Annotated in this window: 16 protein-coding genes and 1 tRNA gene; 3 read left to right on the top strand and 14 right to left on the bottom strand. The window is 43.3% G+C overall.

Going from position 1 to position 21,080, the window contains the following annotated elements; translation table 11 throughout:
• The 14 genes from HHO47_RS11200 to deoC all read right to left on the bottom strand — a co-directional run.
• A partial coding sequence (locus HHO47_RS11200) for a GTP-binding protein (RefSeq protein ID WP_211183693.1) occupies nucleotides 1-352 on the bottom strand: 352 nt, incomplete at its 3' end.
• 63 nt (nucleotides 353-415) lie between these two features.
• Nucleotides 416-2,530 (bottom strand): elongation factor G, encoded by a 2,115-nt coding sequence (fusA, locus tag HHO47_RS11195; protein WP_169020363.1) that lies wholly within the window; start codon nucleotides 2,528-2,530, stop codon nucleotides 416-418.
• A gap of 27 nt (nucleotides 2,531-2,557) precedes the next feature.
• Nucleotides 2,558-3,028 (bottom strand): 30S ribosomal protein S7, encoded by a 471-nt coding sequence (rpsG, locus tag HHO47_RS11190; RefSeq protein WP_016710546.1) that lies wholly within the window; start codon nucleotides 3,026-3,028, stop codon nucleotides 2,558-2,560.
• Nucleotides 3,029-3,125: 97 nt separating this feature from the next.
• Nucleotides 3,126-3,500, bottom strand: a complete 375-nt coding sequence (rpsL, locus tag HHO47_RS11185) for a 30S ribosomal protein S12 (protein ID WP_002958885.1) — start codon at nucleotides 3,498-3,500, stop codon at nucleotides 3,126-3,128.
• A gap of 193 nt (nucleotides 3,501-3,693) precedes the next feature.
• Nucleotides 3,694-7,866 carry a DNA-directed RNA polymerase subunit beta' gene (gene rpoC / locus HHO47_RS11180; RefSeq protein ID WP_169020362.1) on the bottom strand — a complete coding sequence of 1,391 codons (4,173 nt, stop codon included), beginning with the start codon at nucleotides 7,864-7,866 and terminating at the stop codon, nucleotides 3,694-3,696.
• Nucleotides 7,867-7,969: 103 nt separating this feature from the next.
• Complete coding sequence (rpoB, locus tag HHO47_RS11175; protein WP_169020361.1) at nucleotides 7,970-11,995, bottom strand: DNA-directed RNA polymerase subunit beta; 4,026 nt, start codon at nucleotides 11,993-11,995, stop codon at nucleotides 7,970-7,972.
• Nucleotides 11,996-12,266: 271 nt separating this feature from the next.
• Nucleotides 12,267-12,629 carry a 50S ribosomal protein L7/L12 gene (gene rplL / locus HHO47_RS11170; RefSeq protein ID WP_064668694.1) on the bottom strand — a complete coding sequence of 121 codons (363 nt, stop codon included), beginning with the start codon at nucleotides 12,627-12,629 and terminating at the stop codon, nucleotides 12,267-12,269.
• Between the two features lie 74 nt (nucleotides 12,630-12,703).
• Nucleotides 12,704-13,198 carry a 50S ribosomal protein L10 gene (gene rplJ / locus HHO47_RS11165; protein ID WP_002958881.1) on the bottom strand — a complete coding sequence of 165 codons (495 nt, stop codon included), beginning with the start codon at nucleotides 13,196-13,198 and terminating at the stop codon, nucleotides 12,704-12,706.
• Nucleotides 13,199-13,521: 323 nt separating this feature from the next.
• Nucleotides 13,522-14,226 (bottom strand): 50S ribosomal protein L1, encoded by a 705-nt coding sequence (rplA, locus tag HHO47_RS11160; protein WP_169020360.1) that lies wholly within the window; start codon nucleotides 14,224-14,226, stop codon nucleotides 13,522-13,524.
• Between the two features lie 4 nt (nucleotides 14,227-14,230).
• On the bottom strand, nucleotides 14,231-14,659 hold the full coding sequence (gene rplK / locus HHO47_RS11155) for a 50S ribosomal protein L11 (RefSeq protein WP_008108462.1): 429 nt from the start codon (nucleotides 14,657-14,659) through the stop codon (nucleotides 14,231-14,233).
• Between the two features lie 216 nt (nucleotides 14,660-14,875).
• Nucleotides 14,876-15,433 carry a transcription termination/antitermination protein NusG gene (nusG, locus tag HHO47_RS11150; protein WP_064668697.1) on the bottom strand — a complete coding sequence of 186 codons (558 nt, stop codon included), beginning with the start codon at nucleotides 15,431-15,433 and terminating at the stop codon, nucleotides 14,876-14,878.
• Nucleotides 15,434-15,437: 4 nt separating this feature from the next.
• Nucleotides 15,438-15,815 (bottom strand): preprotein translocase subunit SecE, encoded by a 378-nt coding sequence (secE, locus tag HHO47_RS11145; protein ID WP_016710555.1) that lies wholly within the window; start codon nucleotides 15,813-15,815, stop codon nucleotides 15,438-15,440.
• A 132-nt stretch (nucleotides 15,816-15,947) separates the two neighbouring features.
• Nucleotides 15,948-16,024 (bottom strand) — tRNA-Trp (locus HHO47_RS11140).
• Between the two features lie 211 nt (nucleotides 16,025-16,235).
• Nucleotides 16,236-16,976, bottom strand: coding sequence for a deoxyribose-phosphate aldolase (gene deoC, locus HHO47_RS11135; RefSeq protein WP_169020359.1), 741 nt, complete (start codon nucleotides 16,974-16,976; stop codon nucleotides 16,236-16,238).
• Nucleotides 16,977-17,267: 291 nt separating this feature from the next.
• On the opposite strand from deoC, the gene cysG reads away from it, so the two are divergent.
• The 3 genes from cysG to cysN are packed head-to-tail and all read left to right on the top strand — an operon-like array spanning nucleotide 17,268 to nucleotide 21,068.
• On the top strand, nucleotides 17,268-18,689 hold the full coding sequence (cysG, locus tag HHO47_RS11130) for a siroheme synthase CysG (protein WP_169020358.1): 1,422 nt from the start codon (nucleotides 17,268-17,270) through the stop codon (nucleotides 18,687-18,689).
• A 52-nt stretch (nucleotides 18,690-18,741) separates the two neighbouring features.
• Nucleotides 18,742-19,641, top strand: coding sequence for a sulfate adenylyltransferase subunit CysD (gene cysD, locus HHO47_RS11125; protein ID WP_169020357.1), 900 nt, complete (start codon nucleotides 18,742-18,744; stop codon nucleotides 19,639-19,641).
• Nucleotides 19,641-21,068: a sulfate adenylyltransferase subunit CysN gene (gene cysN / locus HHO47_RS11120; RefSeq protein ID WP_169020356.1), complete on the top strand. Its 1,428-nt coding sequence runs from the start codon at nucleotides 19,641-19,643 to the stop codon at nucleotides 21,066-21,068. Before cysD ends, cysN begins: the two co-directional genes overlap by 1 nt.
• The last annotated feature ends 12 nt before the right edge of the window (nucleotides 21,069-21,080 follow it).

The following is a 21,080-nucleotide window of genomic DNA, read 5'->3' as shown; positions in this document are numbered from 1 at the left end:
CACGCGTTTGTGGCATAGGGCCATCAGTCGCAGCAACAACAAGGATAGCGCCGTCCATTTGAGCAGCACCAGTGATCATGTTTTTAACATAATCGGCGTGTCCAGGACAATCTACGTGTGCGTAGTGGCGAGTCGGCGTATCGTATTCAACGTGTGAAGTTGAGATTGTGATACCGCGCTCGCGCTCTTCTGGAGCGTTATCGATTGATGCGAAATCTTTAGCAACACCGCCGTATACTTTTGCAAGTACATTAGTGATTGCTGCAGTTAGGGTAGTTTTACCGTGGTCAACGTGGCCGATTGTACCTACGTTTACATGCGGTTTTACGCGTTCAAACTTTGCTTTTGCCATCTTAAAAAATTCCTATAAAGAAATTAAAGGTTCAGTCCACTGTGGACCAAACCGAGCTAAAAATTACTTAACAGCGCGAGCTGTAATTATTGTATCCGCAACATGTTTCGAGGCTTCAGCGTACTTCAAAAACTCCATAGAGTATGAGGCACGACCCTGTGTTGCAGATCGTAGATCAGTAGCATAACCAAACATTTCAGAAAGCGGAACCTGGGCGTTAATTAATTTAAGTCCGCCTAGCGCATCTTCCATGCCTTCGATCATGCCGCGACGACGGTTTAGGTCGCCAACTACATCACCCATGTTTGCTTCAGGAGTGAGTACTTCAACCTTCATCATTGGCTCTAATAGTACAGGGTCTGCTTGTAGCGCACCTTGTTTCATTGCCAGTGAACCTGCTATTTTAAATGCCATTTCATTCGAGTCTACATCATGGAATGAACCATCATATAAAGTCGCTTTCACGCCAAGTAATGGGTAGCCTGCTAGCACACCTTGAGACATTTGCTCTTGGATGCCTTTGTCTACCGCAGGGATGTATTCTTTTGGAACTGAGCCACCTACGGTTTCGTTAACGAACTCATAAATTGGGGCTTCATCATCCGAAATATCCATCGGTTCAAGTTTAAGCCAGACATGACCATATTGACCACGCCCACCTGATTGACGTATGAATTTACCTTCAACTTTAACAGTTGAACGAATAGCTTCACGGTAAGAAACCTGCGGCTTACCAACGTTACATTCAACACTGAATTCACGTTTCATACGGTCGACAATGATATCAAGGTGAAGTTCACCCATGCCAGAAATAATAGTCTGGCCTGATTCTTCGTCAGTTTGTACGCGAAAAGACGGATCTTCTGCCGCTAGTTTACCTAGCGCGATACCCATCTTATCTTGGTCAGCGATTGTGCGAGGCTCAACCGCAACAGAGATAACTGGTTCAGGGAATTCCATACGCTCAAGCGTAATAATAGAATTCGGATCACACAGTGTTTCACCTGTTGTTACGTCTTTAAGACCAATAGCCGCCGCAATATCACCTGCGTAGACTTCTTTGATCTCTTCACGTGAGTTTGAATGCATCTGAACGATACGGCCAAGACGCTCACGCTTACATTTTACTGGGTTGTATACCGCGTCCCCCTGTTTAACAGTACCAGAGTAAACACGGAAGAAAGTTAAAGTACCAACGAACGGGTCTGTTGCAATCTTAAAAGCAAGTGCAGCAAACGGTGCGTTGTCATCAGCTGGACGTTCTTCCTCAGTACCATCTTCAAGGATACCTTGAATTTGTTTCACTTGTGTTGGTGCAGGCATATATTCAATAACGCCATCAAGCACAGCTTGAACGCCTTTATTTTTAAATGCACTACCACATGTGACTGGGACGATTTCGTTAGCCAATGTACGCTGACGCAAAGCATTTTTAATTTCTGCTTCGCTCAGGTCTTCACCTTCCAAATACTTATCCATTAGTTCTTCAGATGCTTCAGCGGCGCTTTCAACTAAGTTTGAGCGCCATTCTTCAGCTAAATCTTGAAGTTCTGCCGGTATTGCCTCATAGGTGAAAGTCATACCCTGGTCTTTATCATTCCAGTTAATCATTTTCATTTTTATGAGGTCAATAACACCTTTAAAGTCGTCTTCAGCGCCAACAGGTAGCTGAATTGGAACAGGCGTTGCTCCAAGACGAGATTTCACCTGACCAACAACCGTTAAGAAGTCAGCGCCCGTGCGATCCATTTTATTTACGAAGATCATTCTCGGAACTTCATATTTGTTCGCTTGACGCCAAACTGTCTCAGTTTGCGGCTGTACACCAGATGAAGCACAAAGCACAACTACCGCACCATCAAGTACACGTAAAGAACGTTCTACTTCAATAGTGAAATCCACGTGTCCTGGAGTATCAATAATATTGATACGATGAGCGTCAAATTGCGCGTCCATCCCTTTCCAGAAACACGTTGTTGCAGCAGAAGTGATTGTGATACCACGCTCTTGTTCCTGCTCCATCCAATCCATAGTTGCGGCGCCATCATGTACTTCACCGATCTTATGAGAAAGACCTGTGTAGAACAGAACACGTTCTGTTGTGGTGGTTTTGCCTGCATCTACGTGAGCGACTATGCCGATATTACGGTAGCGCTCAAGTGGAGTTGTACGTGCCATAAAATCCTCTTAAAGGTTAAGGACAGATTACCAACGGTAATGTGCGAATGCTTTATTCGCTTCAGCCATACGGTGAACGTCTTCACGTTTCTTAACCGCAGTGCCTTTGTTATCAGCAGCGTCAACAAGTTCTTGAGCTAAACGTAAGCCCATAGATTTCTCGCCACGCTTACGTGCAGCGTCTACTAACCAACGCATACCTAATGCGTTGCGACGTACTGGACGTACTTCTACTGGTACTTGATACGTTGAACCACCAACACGGCGAGATTTAACCTCAACCTGTGGACGGATGTTTTCAAGTGCAGTTTCAAAGATTTCAAGGTGCGATTTGCCTGATTTCTCAGCAGCCACATCTAGCGCACCGTAAACGATTTTTTCAGCAGTAGATTTCTTGCCGTCTAACATTACGATGTTAACGAATTTTGCAAGAAGTTCCGATCCGAACTTAGGATCTGGAAGAATTTTACGTTGACCTATTACGCGTCTTCTAGGCATTTTGTATCTCCGGTTTATTCAGGTTTGCTCTTTCGAGTCAATCACCCAAAACAATAATTAAAAATATTTAGTGCTTGGCCTTACTAACGGAATACAATTAGCCTTTAGGGCGTTTTGCACCGTATTTAGAACGAGCTTGACGACGGTCGCTAACGCCTGCACAGTCAAGTGCACCACGAACAGTGTGAAAACGCACACCTGGTAAATCTTTAACACGACCACCACGGATTAGGATTACACTGTGCTCTTGAAGGTTATGACCTTCACCACCGATGTATGATGTTACTTCGAAACCGTTAGTTAAACGTACACGGGCTACTTTACGTAACGCCGAGTTTGGTTTCTTAGGTGTAGTTGTATATACGCGAGTACATACACCGCGCTTTTGCGGACACGCTTTAAGCGCAGCTGAGTTACTTTTCGTAACCTTGCTACGACGTGGCTTACGCACTAGCTGGTTAATAGTTGCCATTTAAATAGCTCCTGAAATTAAAATTACTACTGAAAAAATAAAAAATCCGCCCTTTATTTACAAGCTCGTACCAAACGCGCAGGTAAATGGGTGGCGGAATTTTAATGAGCAAAGATTGAGCTGTCAACCTAAACCGTAAGCAAGGCAGTAGATAACTGCCTTGCAAAAACCTAATCCATTGATTAAGTTGGGTTTATTGATTTCCAGATAAATCTGCGTTTAAAGCATCTGTGAGTGCTTGAGTTGCCTCTTCTGCACTTACTGTCTGCTCTTCAACTACTTTACTCTGCTTACGACGAGCCATACGATCTTGATGATACGCAAAACCGGTACCGGCTGGGATCAAACGACCCACAATTACGTTTTCTTTCAGACCGCGAAGTTCATCGCTCTTACCATTTACAGCGGCTTCAGTTAGGACACGTGTAGTCTCCTGGAATGATGCTGCCGAGATGAAAGATTCTGTGGCTAGTGATGCTTTAGTGATACCCATTAATTGGATTTCATATTTAGCTGGTAACTTGCCTTGAGCTTCTAAATCGCGGTTTGCGATATTAACGCGCGCCACTTCAATTTGCTCACCGGCTAAGAATTCACTATGGCCGCCGTCAAGGATCGTACACTTACGGATCATTTGACGGATAATTGTTTCAATGTGCTTGTCATTGATCTTAACGCCTTGCAAACGGTAAACCTCTTGCACTTCGTTAACGATGTAGTTAGCAACATGAGTCACACCACGTAGGCGTAAGATATCATGCGGTGATTCAGGACCATCGGCGATAACTTCACCTTTAGACACTTGCTCACCCTCAAACACGTTAAGTTGACGCCATTTCGGGATCATTTCTTCGTAATGATCGCCCTCAGCTGGAGTAATTACTAAACGCTTCTTACCTTTAGTCTCTTTACCAAAGCTAATCGTACCGGTGATTTCAGCTAAGATAGCTGGCTCTTTCGGTTTACGCGCTTCGAATAAGTCGGCTACGCGTGGCAGACCACCCGTGATATCACGAGTTTTCGAACCTTCCTGCGGAATACGTGCTAACACGTCACCTGGGCTTGCCGTTACACCGTCTGTTACTTCAATCGTAGTGTATGAAGGAAGACGAGTTTCTTGCAGACCACGCTCTTCACTTTCGATGATAAGCTTAGGTTCTTTCGCATTTATCTTAGCAAGATCTTTGACAACTACACGGGTTAAACCCGTTAGTTCATCAGTCTGTGCTTCAGTGTTTGAGTCATCGATGTCGCTGAACGATACTTTTGACTTATGCTCAAGAACGATTGGGTGACTATGCGGATCCCAAGTAGCAACGATGTCGTTACCTTGAACTTCCGTATTGTCTTGTACTGTTAATACCGCACCGTAAGGTACTTTATAACGTTCTTTCTCACGACCATGGCTATCGATGATAGTGATTTCTGTAGAACGAGAGGTAATAACAATCTTACCGTCAGTGTTTAATACATATTTTGCGTTATGAAGCTTCAATGTACCGTTAGTTTTAACTTGTACATTGTTCTCAGCAGATGCTCTTGATGCCGCACCACCGATGTGGAAAGTACGCATCGTAAGCTGTGTACCCGGCTCACCGATTGATTGAGCTGCGATAACACCGACTGATTCACCCGCATTGATGATATGACCACGTGCTAGGTCACGACCATAACACTTAGCACATACACCAAAGTCGTTATCACACGTGATAACTGAACGTACGCGAACTTCATCTACTGAGTGCTCTTCTAGAAGATCACACAGTTTTTCGTCAAGCATGATATTACGCTCTACTAGCACCGTGTTAGTACCAGGGATCACAATATCTTCAGCAACAACACGACCAAGTACACGTTCGCGAAGTGCTTCTACAACGTCACCACCTTCAATAAGCGGTTTCATTGTTAAGCCATCTTCTGTGCCACAATCGTCTTCGTTGATCACCAAATCTTGTGCAACGTCTACGAGACGACGCGTTAGGTAACCCGAGTTCGCTGTTTTCAGTGCTGTATCGGCAAGACCTTTACGCGCACCATGCGTTGAGATGAAGTACTGAAGTACGTTTAGACCTTCACGGAAGTTAGCGGTGATTGGCGTCTCGATGATTGAACCATCTGGACGTGCCATTAGACCACGCATACCTGCTAGCTGACGGATCTGAGCGGCGCTACCACGAGCACCTGAGTCGGCCATCATAAACACTGAGTTAAATGACGGTTGCTCTTCTTCTTCACCTTGGGCATTGATAACCGTGTCTTTTGACAAGTTGGCCATCATTTCACGTGATAAGTTTTCATTTACACGTGACCAAATATCGATAACTTTATTGTACTTCTCACCAGCCGTTACAAGACCTGATTGGAATTGTTGGTTGATTTCAGTTACTTCAGCTTCTGCTGCTTCAATAATTGATGCTTTCACTGGTGGGATAACTAAGTCATCGATACCAATTGAAACACCTGACTTCATTGCGTAGTGGAAACCGGTGTACATGATTTGGTCAGCAAACACAACCGTGTCTTTTAGACCTAAGCGACGGTAACACTCATTCAATAAGCTAGAAATCTGCTTTTTACCTAATGCTTGGTTGATTGAATCAAACGGCATACCTTTAGGTAAAATTAGCGACAAAATTGCACGACCTACAGTGGTATCGATGATAGTGATAGTGTCTTCCACTACACCATTTTCGTTCTTCACTGACTGGCTGATACGAACTTTAACGCGGGCGTGAAGTTCTGCATTGCCACTACGGTATGCTTTTTCTGCTTCTTTAGGATCTTTAAATACAATGCCTTCGCCTTTCGCATTAATGCGATCACGCGTCATGTAGTAAAGACCCAATACAACGTCCTGTGATGGAACGATGATAGGCTCGCCATTGGCAGGCGATAAGATGTTGTTTGTTGACATCATTAACGCACGCGCTTCAAGCTGCGCTTCAATCGTTAGCGGTACGTGTACCGCCATTTGGTCACCATCGAAGTCGGCGTTGTAGGCCGCACACACTAATGGATGCAAATGGATTGCTTTACCTTCGATAAGCACAGGTTCAAACGCTTGGATACCCAAACGGTGAAGTGTTGGTGCACGGTTAAGTAATACTGGATGTTCACGAATTACTTCGTCTAATACATCCCATACTTCCGGAACTTCACGCTCTACCATTTTCTTAGCTGCTTTGATTGTCGTAGCCATGCCGCGACGCTCTAATTTGCCATAGATGAACGGTTTGAATAGCTCAAGTGCCATCTTCTTAGGAAGACCACATTGGTGAAGCTTAAGTGTAGGACCAACCGTAATTACAGAACGACCTGAATAATCTACACGCTTACCAAGTAAGTTCTGACGGAAACGACCTTGCTTACCCTTGATCATATCAGCAAGAGATTTAAGCGGGCGCTTGTTAGAACCTGTAATTGCACGACCACGACGACCGTTATCAAGTAGCGCATCAACCGCTTCTTGTAACATACGTTTTTCGTTGCGTACGATAATATCCGGTGCAGCTAAATCTAGTAGACGTTTAAGACGGTTATTACGGTTAATAACACGACGGTAAAGGTCATTGAGATCAGACGTCGCAAAACGGCCACCATCAAGTGGTACTAATGGACGTAGATCTGGTGGTAATACTGGAAGTACTGTCATGATCATCCACTCAGGGTTATTACCTGATTGGTGGAACGATTCCATTAATTTAAGACGTTTTGTGATCTTCTTACGCTTAGTTTCAGAGTTAATTGTTGGTAACTCTTCACGCATTTCTGCAATTAATTGCGCAAGATCGAGTTCACGAAGCAAGTCTAATACTGCTTCTGCACCCATTTTTGCTTCAAACTCGTCACCGTGCTCTTCTAGTGCATCTAGGTATTCTTCTTCACCTAATAGCTGACTACGCTCAAGCGTTGTCATACCAGGCTCAGTTACTACGAATGATTCAAAGTAAAGAACACGTTCAATATCACGAAGCGTCATATCAAGCATTAAGCCGATACGTGACGGTAGTGATTTTAAAAACCATATATGCGCAACTGGGCTCGCAAGGTCGATGTGACCCATACGATCGCGACGCACTTTAGTGAGTGTTACTTCAACGCCACACTTTTCACAGATCACACCACGGTGTTTAAGACGCTTATATTTACCACATAAGCATTCATAATCTTTCACTGGTCCGAAAATACGGGCACAGAATAAGCCATCGCGCTCAGGCTTGAAAGTACGGTAGTTAATAGTCTCAGGTTTCTTTACTTCACCGTATGACCATGAACGAACCATGTCTGGTGAAGCAAGACCAATGCGAATTGCATCGAATTCTTCGGTCTTATTTTGTTGCTTCAGAAACTTAAGTAAGTCTTTCACCTTAGCTCTCCTGTCGGAGTTAATCTTGAGGACGGATGATTTCGTCCCTACATTCTATTCGGCCGTAACAGATGCTGCAGGCTAGCTGCAGCATCTAATTGGCTTAATTTTCTTCCAACTCGATGTTGATACCCAGTGAGCGGATTTCTTTCAACAATACGTTGAACGATTCTGGCATACCTGGTTCCATTTTATGGTTACCATCAACGATGTTTTTATACATCTTAGTACGACCGTTCACGTCATCCGATTTCACTGTTAACATTTCTTGTAGAGTGTAAGCGGCACCGTATGCTTCTAGTGCCCATACTTCCATCTCACCGAAACGCTGGCCACCGAACTGTGCTTTACCACCCAGCGGCTGCTGAGTAACAAGGCTATAAGAACCAGTAGAACGTGCATGCATTTTGTCATCAACTAAGTGATTCAATTTCAGCATGTACATGTAACCTACGGTTACTTGACGTTCAAACTGATCGCCAGTACGGCCATCATAAAGTGTAACCTGACCACTACGAGGGTAGCCGCCTAGCTCTAGCATATCTTTGATTTCGCTTTCTTTCGCGCCATCAAATGCAGGAGTGGCGATTGGTAAACCACCTTTTAAGTTTTCAGCCAAACGACGAATTTCGTCATCTGTGAAGCTAGCAATGTCTACGAACTGACGAGATTCACCAATTTCGTATGCTTGCTTGATGAAGTTACGCAGCTCATGAAGCTCACGTTGTTCTTTCATCATTTCTTCAATACGCTCACCAATACCACGAGCAGCTAGACCCATATGTGTTTCAAGGATCTGACCGATGTTCATACGTGATGGTACACCCAGCGGGTTAAGTACGATATCAACAGTACGACCTTTGTCGTCGTATGGCATATCTTCTACTGGTACGATAGTCGAGATAACACCTTTGTTACCGTGACGACCCGCCATTTTATCACCTGGTTGGATACGACGTTTAACAGCTAGGTATACTTTAACAATCTTCAGTACACCTGGTGCTAGGTCATCACCTTGGGTAATTTTACGACGTTTGTTTTCAAACTTTTTATCGTATTCAGCTTTTAGTTCATCGTACTGGGCTGCTAGTTGCTCAAGTTCAGCTTGCTTATCTTCTTCTGCAAGACTTTGAGTTAGTAGCTTCTCAGCATTCAATGACGCTAATCTATCTTCATCTTGACCGGCTGCGATAAGTAACTTACGAGCACGATCTAACACGCCTGCTTCAAGAATACGAAATTCTTCGTTAAAGTCTTTTTTCGCGTCACGAAGTTGCATCTCTTCAACTTCTAGCGCGCGCTTGTCTTTTTCAACACCATCACGGGTGAAAACTTGCACGTCGATTACAGTACCAGTTACAGAGTTTGGTACACGTAATGAACTGTCTTTAACGTCAGACGCTTTCTCACCAAAGATAGCTCGTAGTAGCTTCTCTTCAGGAGTTAATTGCGTTTCGCCTTTCGGAGTCACTTTACCTACTAGGATATCGCCGCCTTTAACTTCAGCACCGATATAAACAACACCTGATTCATCAAGCTTGCCTAGTGCAGATTCACCCACATTCGGGATATCTGCAGTGATTTCTTCAGGACCTAACTTAGTATCACGGGCAACACACTGTAGTTCTTGAATATGGATAGTCGTGAGACGATCTTCTTCAACTACGCGCTCTGATAGTAGGATTGAATCCTCGAAGTTATAACCGTTCCATGGCATGAATGCCACGCGCAAGTTTTGACCAAGGGCTAAGTCACCTAAGTCAGTCGACGGACCATCTGCTAACACGTCACCACGAGTAACCGGTTCGCCAACCATACAAGTTGGTTTTTGGTTAATACATGTGTTTTGGTTAGAACGTGTGTATTTGGTTAAGTTGTAGATGTCGATGCCCGCTTCACCAGGAATGCGCTCTTCTTCATGTACATTAACAACGATGCGACTTGCGTCAGCATACATTACTTCACCACCACGTTTTGCAACAATCGTTACACCAGAATCTTTCGCTAGTGTTAACTCAATACCAGTACCTACTAACGGCTTGTCCGCTTTCAATGTTGGTACAGCTTGACGTTGCATGTTTGAACCCATCAATGCACGGTTAGCATCATCGTGTTCTAGGAACGGGATAAGTGCTGCCGCTACAGAGATCACCTGTTGTGGTGATACATCCATATATTGCTGATCTATGCGACCCATAAAGGTTGATTCACCTTTGTGGCGACATGGGATTAATTCATCAACAAACTCATTGCTTTCAGTTAAGTTTGAGTTCGCCTGTGCGATAACAAACTGACCTTCTTCAATAGCTGATAAGTAATCAACTTCATCAGTTACCACACCGTCTACCACTTTGCGGTAAGGTGTTTCTAAGAAACCATAGTCATTGGTACGTGCGTACGTAGACAGTGAGTTAATTAGACCGATGTTTGGACCCTCAGGAGTCTCGATTGGACATACGCGACCATAGTGAGTTACGTGAACATCACGTACTTCAAAGCCAGCGCGTTCACGCGTTAGACCGCCCGGACCTAATGCAGAAATACGACGTTTGTGCGTCACTTCTGATAGCGGGTTATTTTGGTCCATAAACTGTGATAACTGAGACGAGCCGAAGAACTCTTTAACTGCTGCCGAAATAGGTTTAGCGTTAATAAGATCTTGTGGCATGATCGCGTCTAGGTCACCTAAGCTTAAACGCTCACGTACAGCACGCTCTACACGTACTAAACCTACACGGAACTGATTCTCAGCCATTTCGCCAACACTACGAATACGACGGTTGCCTAAGTGGTCGATATCATCAACATCGCCTTGACCGTTACGAATAGCAATTAATACTTTCATAACAGACACGATGTCTTCTTTGCTTAATGTGCCTGGGCCTGTGTCAGTGTCATAACCAACACGGCTATTGAACTTCATACGACCTACAGTAGATAAGTCATAACGTTCTTCAGAGAAGAACAAGTTCTCAAATAAGGCTTCAGCCGCGTCTTTCGTCGGTGGCTCGCCAGGGCGCATCATGCGATAAATTTCTACTAGTGCTTCTAAGCGGTTAGTGCTTGAATCGATACGCAAGGTATCAGAAATGTATGCACCGCTGTCCACTTCATTGATATATAGAGTATCAATTTTAGTGTGACCTGCTTTAACCAATTCAGCCATTAACTCTAGAGTTAATTCATCATTCGCGTTGGCAATTACTTCACCTGTTGACTCATCAACATAGTTTTTAGCAATTACACGGCCAATGATATACTCATGGGGTACTTCTAAATGGCTAATGCCTTTTTTCTCAATGCTCTTGATATGACGCGCTGTTACACGACGGCCAGACTCAACGAACACTTCACCGTCTTCACTTTTTATATCAAAGGCAGCGGTTTCACCACGTAAACGTGATGGCACAAGTTCCATAAGAACTTTACCGTCAGTTACTTCAAACGCAGTGGTTTCGAAGAAGATGTTTAAGATCTCTTCTGTCGTGTACTCAAGTGCACGTAACATGATTGACGCCGGTAATTTACGACGACGGTCAATACGTACATATAAGTTATCTTTTGCATCAAACTCAAAATCTAACCATGAACCACGGTATGGGATAACACGTGCGTTATAAAGCACTTTACCTGATGAGTGAGTTTTACCGCGGTCGTTATCAAAGAATACACCAGGGCTACGGTGTAGCTGAGAAACGATAACACGCTCTGTACCATTGATTACAAAAGTACCGGTATCGGTCATGAGCGGAATTTCGCCCATGTAAACTTCTTGCTCTTTAATGTCTTTAACTGTGCCTGGCGCTTCTTTATCCATCACCACAAGGCGTAGTTTTACGCGAAGTGGAGCAGAATAAGTCACACCGCGAATTTGACATTCTTTTACATCGAAAACTGGCTCACCAATACGATAACTTACGTATTGAAGCTCAGAATTTCCCGAGTAGCTTTTAATAGGGAACACAGAACGGAAGGCAGCTTCCAAACCATGATCGCCATCAGCGTCCGGCACTAAGAATTTTTTAAACGATTCTAACTGGGTTGACAGTAAGAAAGGTATATCCAAAACTTGTGGACGTTTACCAAAATCCTTACGGATACGTTTCTTTTCAGAATAAGAGTAAGCCATGGGGTTCCTCAGCTTGCTGATCTTTGACCCGACCTGTTCTTGTAAGAACAGACTTAACTGGCATCTAAGCCAAGATTGTACAACATTTAATTGTTGTTCCAATTAACTCCCACTTTAACACTAGCAAACTATAAAGCGTTGAAAGTAAAGAGAAAATTAGATTTTATTTGCGCGATAGGAATACATCGCTCTATAGCGCAAAAAGGCCGGTGATTAAATAATCACCAGCCCTTGCCTGATTTCTCAGACAGCGAACTTAGCAAAAGCTAAATTACTTAACCTCAACTTCAGCACCAGCTTCAGTAAGGTCTTTAGCAAGCGCTTCAGCTTCTTCTTTAGATACACCTTCTTTAACAGGTGTAGGAGCAGCTTCAACAAGAGCTTTCGCTTCTTTAAGGCCTAAGCCAGTTGCGCTACGAACAGCTTTGATTGCCGCAACTTTATTAGCGCCAGCGCCAGTAAGGATTACGTCAAATTCTGTTTTCTCTTCAGCAGCTTCAGCAGCAGGACCTGCTACCATAGCAGCTGCAGCTGTTACGCCGAATTTTTCTTCCATTGCTTCAACAAGAGCAACAACGTCCATTACTGACATTTCAGCAATTGCGTCAAGGATTTGGTCTTTAGTTACAGACATTACAAATTTCCTAATAATTAACGGACTTTAAGTCCAAAAAAATTTTACACCGAAAGGGATTAAACAGCTTAAAATTAAGCAGCTTGCTCTTCTTTCTGTACACGTACTGCTTCAATTGTTTTACACAATTTGCCAGCAGACGCTTCTTTCATAGCGCTCATTAAGCGTGCAACAGCTTCATCGTATGTAGGTAATGTAGCAAGCATTGCTGCATCAACAACATTTCCTTCAAAAGCGGCCGTTTTAAGCTCAAATTTCTCGTTCTTTTTTGCAAAATCAGAAAAGATACGCGCAGCAGCACCTGGGTGCTCTGATGAGAAAGCGATTAAGCTTGGACCAACAAATGAATCAGAAAGGCATTCAAAATCTGTTCCTTCAAGAGCACGTTTAGCTAGCGTGTTACGGACAACTTTCATCCATACACCATTTGCACGAGCTTCTTTACGAAGGGCAGTAATTGCGCCAACTGTTACACCACGAGAATCTGCAACTACTGCAGATAGAGCACCATTGGCTGCTTCGTTGACTTCAGCAACAATTGCTTTTTTGCCTTGAAGATTTAAAGCCATGGGTGTTACTCCTGGTTTAATGGGGTCACCGACATTCGGCTTCCCTGTTCTACTCTTCCCTATCAAACAAGATAAGGATGCTTTTTACGGCGAGAGCCAGAAGATTAGGAAAAATCTATCTGGGGATTCACACCGTCTACGTAGGTGAATATTAAGGCTGAAGCCACCTACGGTCTTGGACGGAAGCCCAATTTATCGGTTTGCCCTAAAGCGCACCGAAATTATGGACTTCAACCCGAATTCTTTACTTTGCCAAGTAATTAAATTAATCAGCAAAATGGCGCGAAATTATAGTATAAATTTCACGCCATGTAAACACTCAATTAAACAACAGCAGTTGTTAAAGTGCTTTGGTCAACAGAAACACCTGCGCCCATTGTTGTAGAGATGGTTACTTTCTTAACGTAAACACCTTTTGCTTGTGAAGGCTTGGCCTTTTTAAGCGCAACAATTAGCGACTCAAGGTTTTGTTGAAGTTGCTCAGCTGTGAAATCAACCTTACCAATAGTAGTATGGATGATACCATTTTTGTCATTGCGATAACGCACTTGACCAGCTTTAGCATTTTTAACTGCTTCTGCAACGTTAGGTGTTACAGTACCAGTTTTAGGGTTTGGCATTAGACCACGCGGGCCTAAGATTTGACCTAGTTGACCAACAACACGCATAGCGTCTGGTGATGCAACAACAACGTCAAAGTTCATCTCGCCTTTTTTAACTAGCTCAGCAAGATCTTCCATACCTACTAGTTCAGCACCAGCTTCTTTCGCAGCTTCTGCGTTAGCGCCTTGTGTGAACACTGCTACGCGAACGTCACGACCAGTACCGTGAGGTAGTACAGTTGCACCACGAACGTTTTGGTCAGATTTACGAGCATCGATACCAAGGTTAACAGCAACGTCAACACTTTCTAGGAATTTAGCTGTCGCTAACTCTTTTAAAAGAGCAACTGCTTCGGTGATTTCGTAATCTTTAGTTACTTCCACTTTTTCGCGGATAGTACGCATACGTTTAGTTAATTTAGCCATTATCTTAGTCCTCTACGTTCAAGCCCATCGCACGCGCAGAACCTGCGATAGTGCGAACCGCAGCTTCTAAATCAGAAGCTGTAAGGTCAGGTTTTTTAGTCTCAACGATTTCTTCAAGTTGAGCACGAGTTACTGTGCCTACTTTTTCAGTGTTAGGACGGCCTGAACCAGATTTGATACCTGCAGCTTTCTTAAGTAAGTAAGCAGCCGGTGGCGTTTTCATGTCGAACGTAAATGAACGGTCGCCGTAAACAGAGATCACTACAGGAACTGGAGCGCCTTTTTCGATAGATTCTGTACGTGCGTTGAACGCTTTACAGAATTCCATGATGTTTACACCGTGTTGACCTAGTGCTGGACCTACTGGAGGACTAGGGTTAGCCATACCAGCAGCAACTTGTAGCTTGATTAGAGCTTCAACTTTCTTAGCCATTATAAATACCTCATTAGGTGGGTCTTAGCCTTGTGCGCGCGAGGACGCGTACTCTAGCGGCTTCCCAGTTTAAAAATTGGTTTCTCACTTTTCTGTATACAAACCAATAAATGCTTACTTTGAATACAAAAAGGCCGCTGATTATAAGTTAATCAGCGGCCTTTTTCAAGCTTTATACCAAACAATATATTTTTTGGTATAAATCAGTTAATTTTTTTATCTATCTTGCTCAACTTGACCGAATTCAAGATCAACCGGTGTTGAACGACCAAAGATAAGTACCGATACTTTTACGCGGCTCTTTTCATAGTCCACAGCTTCAACCACACCACTGAAATCAGCAAATGGGCCGTCAACAACACGAACCACTTCACCTGGTTCAAATAACGTTGCTGGCTTCGGCGCTTCAGCGTTTTCTTGTAAACGGTTAAGAATACGGTCAGCTTCTTTTGAACTAATTGGTGCAGGACGATCAGACGTTCCACCAATAAAGCCCATTACACGTGCAGTGCTGTTCACTAAGTGCCAGCTTGCATCATTCATATCCATTTGAATAAGTACATAACCTGGGAAGAACTTACGCTCAGATTTACGCTTTTGACCAGCGCGCATCTCAACCACTTCTTCAGTAGGTACTAATACTTCACCAAAGCTATCTTCCAAACCTTCGATCTTGATATGCTCAAGAATAGTTTGTGCAACACGCTTCTCATAACCTGAGAAAGCCTGTACTACGTACCAACGTAGCTTCTTTTCGTTGTTCTCATCCGACATGGGATCAGATCTCCAATCCAGTTAAAAAGCCTACTGCGCGGAATAAAATGCCATCTAATCCCCAAAGGATAAGTGCCATAATCGCAGTTGCAACCATTACAATAAATGTCGTATGGGTAGTTTCTTGGCGAGTAGGCCACACTACTTTACGTACTTCTATGCGTGCTTCTTTTGCAAAAGCAAGAAAGGTACGCCCTTTTTCAGTTTGTGATGCAATGCCCAAACCTGCGGCAACGGCAACAACAACACCAATAGCACGTAATAACACAGACTGATCTGCGTACATATAGTTACCAACTACTGCGCCTGCAAGTAGCGCAATTGCCACAAGCCACTTTACTGAATCCATCGCACTTGATGGAGTTTCTACATTCGTGCTCATAATATTATTACCTTAACTACAGACACAACAACCCTACACTATGGCAGGGTTAATCCATTAAAATCCAAACTTAAAAACAGACTTATTTAAACCGATTTTTAACCTCAGACTTTACCCACAAACAGGATAAAATGGCAGGGGCGGAGAGACTCGAACTCCCAACCATCGGTTTTGGAGACCGCTGTTCTACCAATTGGAACTACGCCCCTGCAAAGTGGATGCCTATTATACTTACGCAATTCATTAACACAAGTGTAAAAGATACCCATCTGACAAAATATTAAGGGCTAATTAACCTGTTAGTTATGAAATAACCAAATCAACTTCTTTCGTACGTTAGTTAATATGATCACCTTTCACAATAAAATAACGGAGTTACACTAATTGTAATATTTCACCTTGATAAAAATCACACTGCAACTAGGTAAGTACCGCATATACATCGGCTAACAGGCTTGATGCACCAAATCTAAATGTTAACGGATTCAAATAACCTTCACCCATAATATCAGTGGCTAGCTGTAAGTAACTACTTGCATCCATAACCGTTTTCACACCACCTGCTGCTTTAAAACCGACTACATGCGGCGACTTTTTAATCGTACTTAACATCACTTCGGTTGCTTCAAGAGTGGCATTTATAGCTACTTTACCAGTGCTGGTTTTAACAAAGTCAGCGCCACCGGCAATTGCTATTTCTGTCGCCAGTGTTATCAATTGCGCTGTTTTTAGTTCGCCGGATTCTATAATTACTTTTAATTGTACGTGTTCAGGACAGCACTCTTTACTGGCGCGCACATATTCTAGCGCTGTGCCTTCGTCTCCCGCGATTAAGGCCTGATACGGTAACACCAAATCAATTTCATCTGCACCACGCTCTATTGCAACTAATGTTTCATTAATTACCTCGCTTAGCTCATTATTGCCGGAGGGAAAGTTAGTTACTGTGGCAACTTTTACATAACTAAGCTCGCGCTCCGCTAATGCAAGCTTAGCGCCATCAACAAACTCACTATAAACACACACTGCAGCCGGAATACCTAGATTGGGCTTAATACTAGCCACCAAGGCCTGTATTGTTGCCGCACTATCATTACTATTTAAACTGGTTAAATCCATTAATTGCACGGCCAATGCCGCATCAGTTAGTTGCGTTGTCATAAATCCACCAAGTAAGTTCATGTATTAGCAATAGTACCAAATTTCCATAATCTCGCTATAGCTCGTAACCAAACACTTATAAGTAGTTCAGCTCACGACTATACCACTTGTAACTCGACCACTTGTAACTCGGCGCAATCCCCGATTAACTAAGCCTCAAGCCAAAGCGGACAATCCTATATAACTTTTAGTTATATTAACTGGGTTTTAATTATTTTTTACTTAACTTACACCGCTATATTCTGAGTTTCCGAAAAGCATCTTTGCTGTAATTTTTCCAAGGGTCTACACATGCAATATTTACCTATCTTTACCAAGCTCGACAATAAACCGGTATTGGTTGTTGGCGGTGGAGATGTAGCGCTTAGAAAGTACCGTGCATTTTTGAAAGCTCGCGCTGATGTCACTTTAGTAGCACCTTGGTTTTGTGATGAATTAAAAGAGCATGCACAAAACAATGAAGTAACGCTCATTGACGCTTACTTCGAGGAATCACACCTTGAAGGTAAAATGCTGGTTATCGCAGCCACAGATAATGACGCTGTTAACAACACCGTATTTAAACTTGCCAACGCAAAAAATGTATTTGTAAATGTGGTGGATGATCAACCTAAGTGCACGTTTATCTTTCCTTCTATTGTTGATCGTGACCCTATTACTATTGCGATTTCAAGCGCTGGCACAGCGCCTGTTTTAGCAAGGCGACTACGCGAAAAACTCGAAACACTGATCCCACAACATATTGGCCCGCTTGCAACGTTAGTGAGCAGCTTTCGCGACAAAGTTAAGCAACGCTTTAAACACTTTGCCGATCGCCGCCAGTTTTGGGAAACGGTATTTGATTCATCAGTGGTCAGTAAAGTGCAAAGTGGTGATACTCAATCAGCGAGCGAGCAACTCGAACAGCTACTAGATGCTAAACCTGAGCCCGAAGGCGAAGTGTACGTTATTGGTGCAGGCCCTGGTGATCCAGAATTATTAACCTTAAAAGCACTGCAATTAATGCAGCAAGCTGATGTAGTTGTATACGACTACTTAGTATCTGATGAAATTATGGATCTAGTCCGTCGTGATGCTGATTTAATTTGTGTAGGTAAACGTTTGGGCGATCACAGTGTAGCCCAAAAAGATACAAACCAAATGCTGGTTGATTTTGCCAAACAAGGTAAAAAAGTTTGCCGCATTAAAGGTGGCGACCCGTTTATTTATGGCCGCGGTGGTGAAGAAGTTCAAGTACTGGCAGCCAATAAGGTAAATTACCAAATCGTCCCAGGCATTACTGCCGCCGCAGGTTGTAGTGCCTATGCGGGTATTCCGCTAACGCACCGTGACCATGCGCAAGCAATACAATTTGTAACTGGTCACTGTAAAAAAGACGGTCAAGAACTCGACTGGCAATCACTGGCAAAACCAAACCAAACTCTGGCTATTTATATGGGTGTAATTAAGTCTCCCCATATTCAAGCGCAGCTACTTAAACATGGTCGCAGTGCAGATGCACCGGTGGCCATTATTGAAAACGGTACTCGCAAAAATCAACGCGTAGTAACCGGTAAACTAGGTGAACTGGCCGACTTAATTGAACGCCACAGCATTATTTCACCGGCATTATTAATTATTGGTGAAGTTGTTTCATTACATGACCAACTTCATTGGTTTGGCGCAAAAGCCCAAACCAGCAGCTTTGCACAGCCGCTAACTAGCGTAGCATAAGCATTAAACGATTTAGATTTTAACTTTAATCATTTTAGTAGGACGACTAACAATGGCTTTAACTCACCTTCAGCAATTAGAAGCTGAAAGTATCAAAATCATGCGCGAAGTCGCCGCTGAGTTTGAGAACCCAGTTATGCTTTACTCTATCGGTAAAGATTCATCGGTACTTTTACATTTAGCGCGTAAAGCGTTTTACCCTGGGAAAATTCCATTTCCACTGCTTCACGTTGATACCAACTGGAAATTTAAAGAAATGATTGAGTTTCGTGATCGCCTTGCTAAAGAGTATGGTTTTGACTTACTCGTCCACAAAAACCCTGAAGGAATGGCGATTGATATTAGCCCTTTCGAACATGGCTCTGGTAAGCATACCGATATAATGAAAACTCAAGGCTTAAAGCAGGCGCTTGATAAGTATGGTTTTGATGCAGCCTTTGGTGGCGCGCGCCGCGACGAAGAAAAATCACGTGCAAAAGAGCGTGTGTACTCGTTCCGTGACAAACACCACAGATGGGATCCAAAAAATCAGCGTCCTGAGCTTTGGAATACCTATAACAGTCAAGTTAACCCTGGCGAAAGCATTCGTGTATTCCCATTGTCTAACTGGACTGAACTTGATATTTGGCAATATATCTATCAAGAAAACATCGATATGGTTCCGCTTTACTTAGCCAAAGAGCGTCCTGTTGTAGAGCGTGATGGTACTTTGATCATGGTTGATGATGAGCGCATGCCACTTGCTGATGGCGAAGTACCACAAATGAAGTCAGTACGTTTTCGTACCCTTGGCTGCTACCCACTTACCGGTGCAGTGGAATCAACAGCCAGTACACTGACTGAGATTATCGAAGAAATGCTGCTATCTACGTCATCAGAACGTGAAGGTCGGGTAATTGACCACGATTCAGCAGGTTCAATGGAGAAGAAAAAACGTGAGGGCTATTTCTAATGTCTATTAATACTAGCGATACAATTAACGAAGTAAAAGCTATTGGCATCGACGCCTATCTTGCTCGCCAACAAGACAAAAGCCTATTACGTATGCTGACCTGTGGTAGTGTGGATGACGGTAAATCAACCCTGATTGGTCGCCTACTGCACGACAGCCACCAAATTTATGAAGATCAGTTAGCAGCACTGCATAAAGATAACGAAAAAGTAGGCAATGCAGGCGAAGAGCTTGATTTAGCCCTACTGGTTGATGGCTTACAAGCTGAGCGTGAGCAAGGCATTACCATTGACGTAGCGTACCGTTATTTTTCAACGGCTAAACGTAAATTCATTATTGCTGATACTCCAGGGCATGAGCAATACACCCGCAACATGGTAACGGGCGCATCAACCAGTGATGTAGCCATTATCCTTGTTGATGCGCGTTATGGTGTGCAAGTACAAACTAAGCGTCATAGCTTTATTTGTGACTCACTGGGTATTAAGCAATTTGTGGTTGCTATCAATAAAATGGATATCGTTGATTTTGACGAAACCGTTTATGAACGCATTAAAGCTGAATACCTAAAATTTGCTGAGCAACTTAACGTATCTAACATTAAGTTTGTGCCTATGTCGGCGCTTAAAGGTGATAACGTAGTAACTCGCTCTGCACACACACCTTATTACACTGACAAACCATTACTTGAGTTACTAGAAGACTCGCCAGCGGCCGAAACCGACACCGGCTTTGAAGCGCGTTTCCCAGTGCAATATGTGGTACGCCCTAACCTAAACTTCCGTGGTTTCCAAGGCACTTTGACCTCAGGAAAATTACGCGTGGGTGATGCTATTAAAGTATTGCCATCAGGTAAAACCTCAAGCATTAAAGAGCTGGTAACGTTTGATGGTAACTTAGATACCGCACAAGCTGGTCAAGCCATTACTATCACGCTTAACACTGAAATTGATATTAGCCGAGGGGACGTAATTGTTCCTGCTGATTCTACAGTTGCTGTCACTAACCAAGTGCAAGCTAAGCTTGTATGGATGCACGAAGCACCACTGGTTTTAGGTAAAAGCTATAACTTTAAGCTAGACAGTAAGAATACCTCAGCCATTGTTAAGAAGATTGATCATACTATTGATGTGAATACGCTTGAACACGGCAACGCAGACAGCTTACAACTTAATGAAATCGCCATTGTAACGCTTGAGCTGACAGAAACGATTTTAGCTGATGAGTATCACAACAATCACGAAACCGGCTCGTTTATTTTAATCGACCGTTTATCTAACTTAACCGTTGCAGCAGGCATGGTAGAGCAAGCACTTGCAAGCCAAGAGCAAAGCGGTGACTTTAGTGATTTTGAAGTTGAATTTAACGCATTAGTACGTAAACATTTTCCACATTGGCAAGCGCTTGATATATCAAAGCTTAAATAACCAACTTTGCCT

This window comes from Pseudoalteromonas arctica, from assembly GCF_012927645.1.
GTDB classification, from domain to species: Bacteria; Pseudomonadota; Gammaproteobacteria; order Enterobacterales; family Alteromonadaceae; genus Pseudoalteromonas; species Pseudoalteromonas arctica_A.
This window is presented reverse-complemented; position numbering and strand designations above follow the sequence as displayed.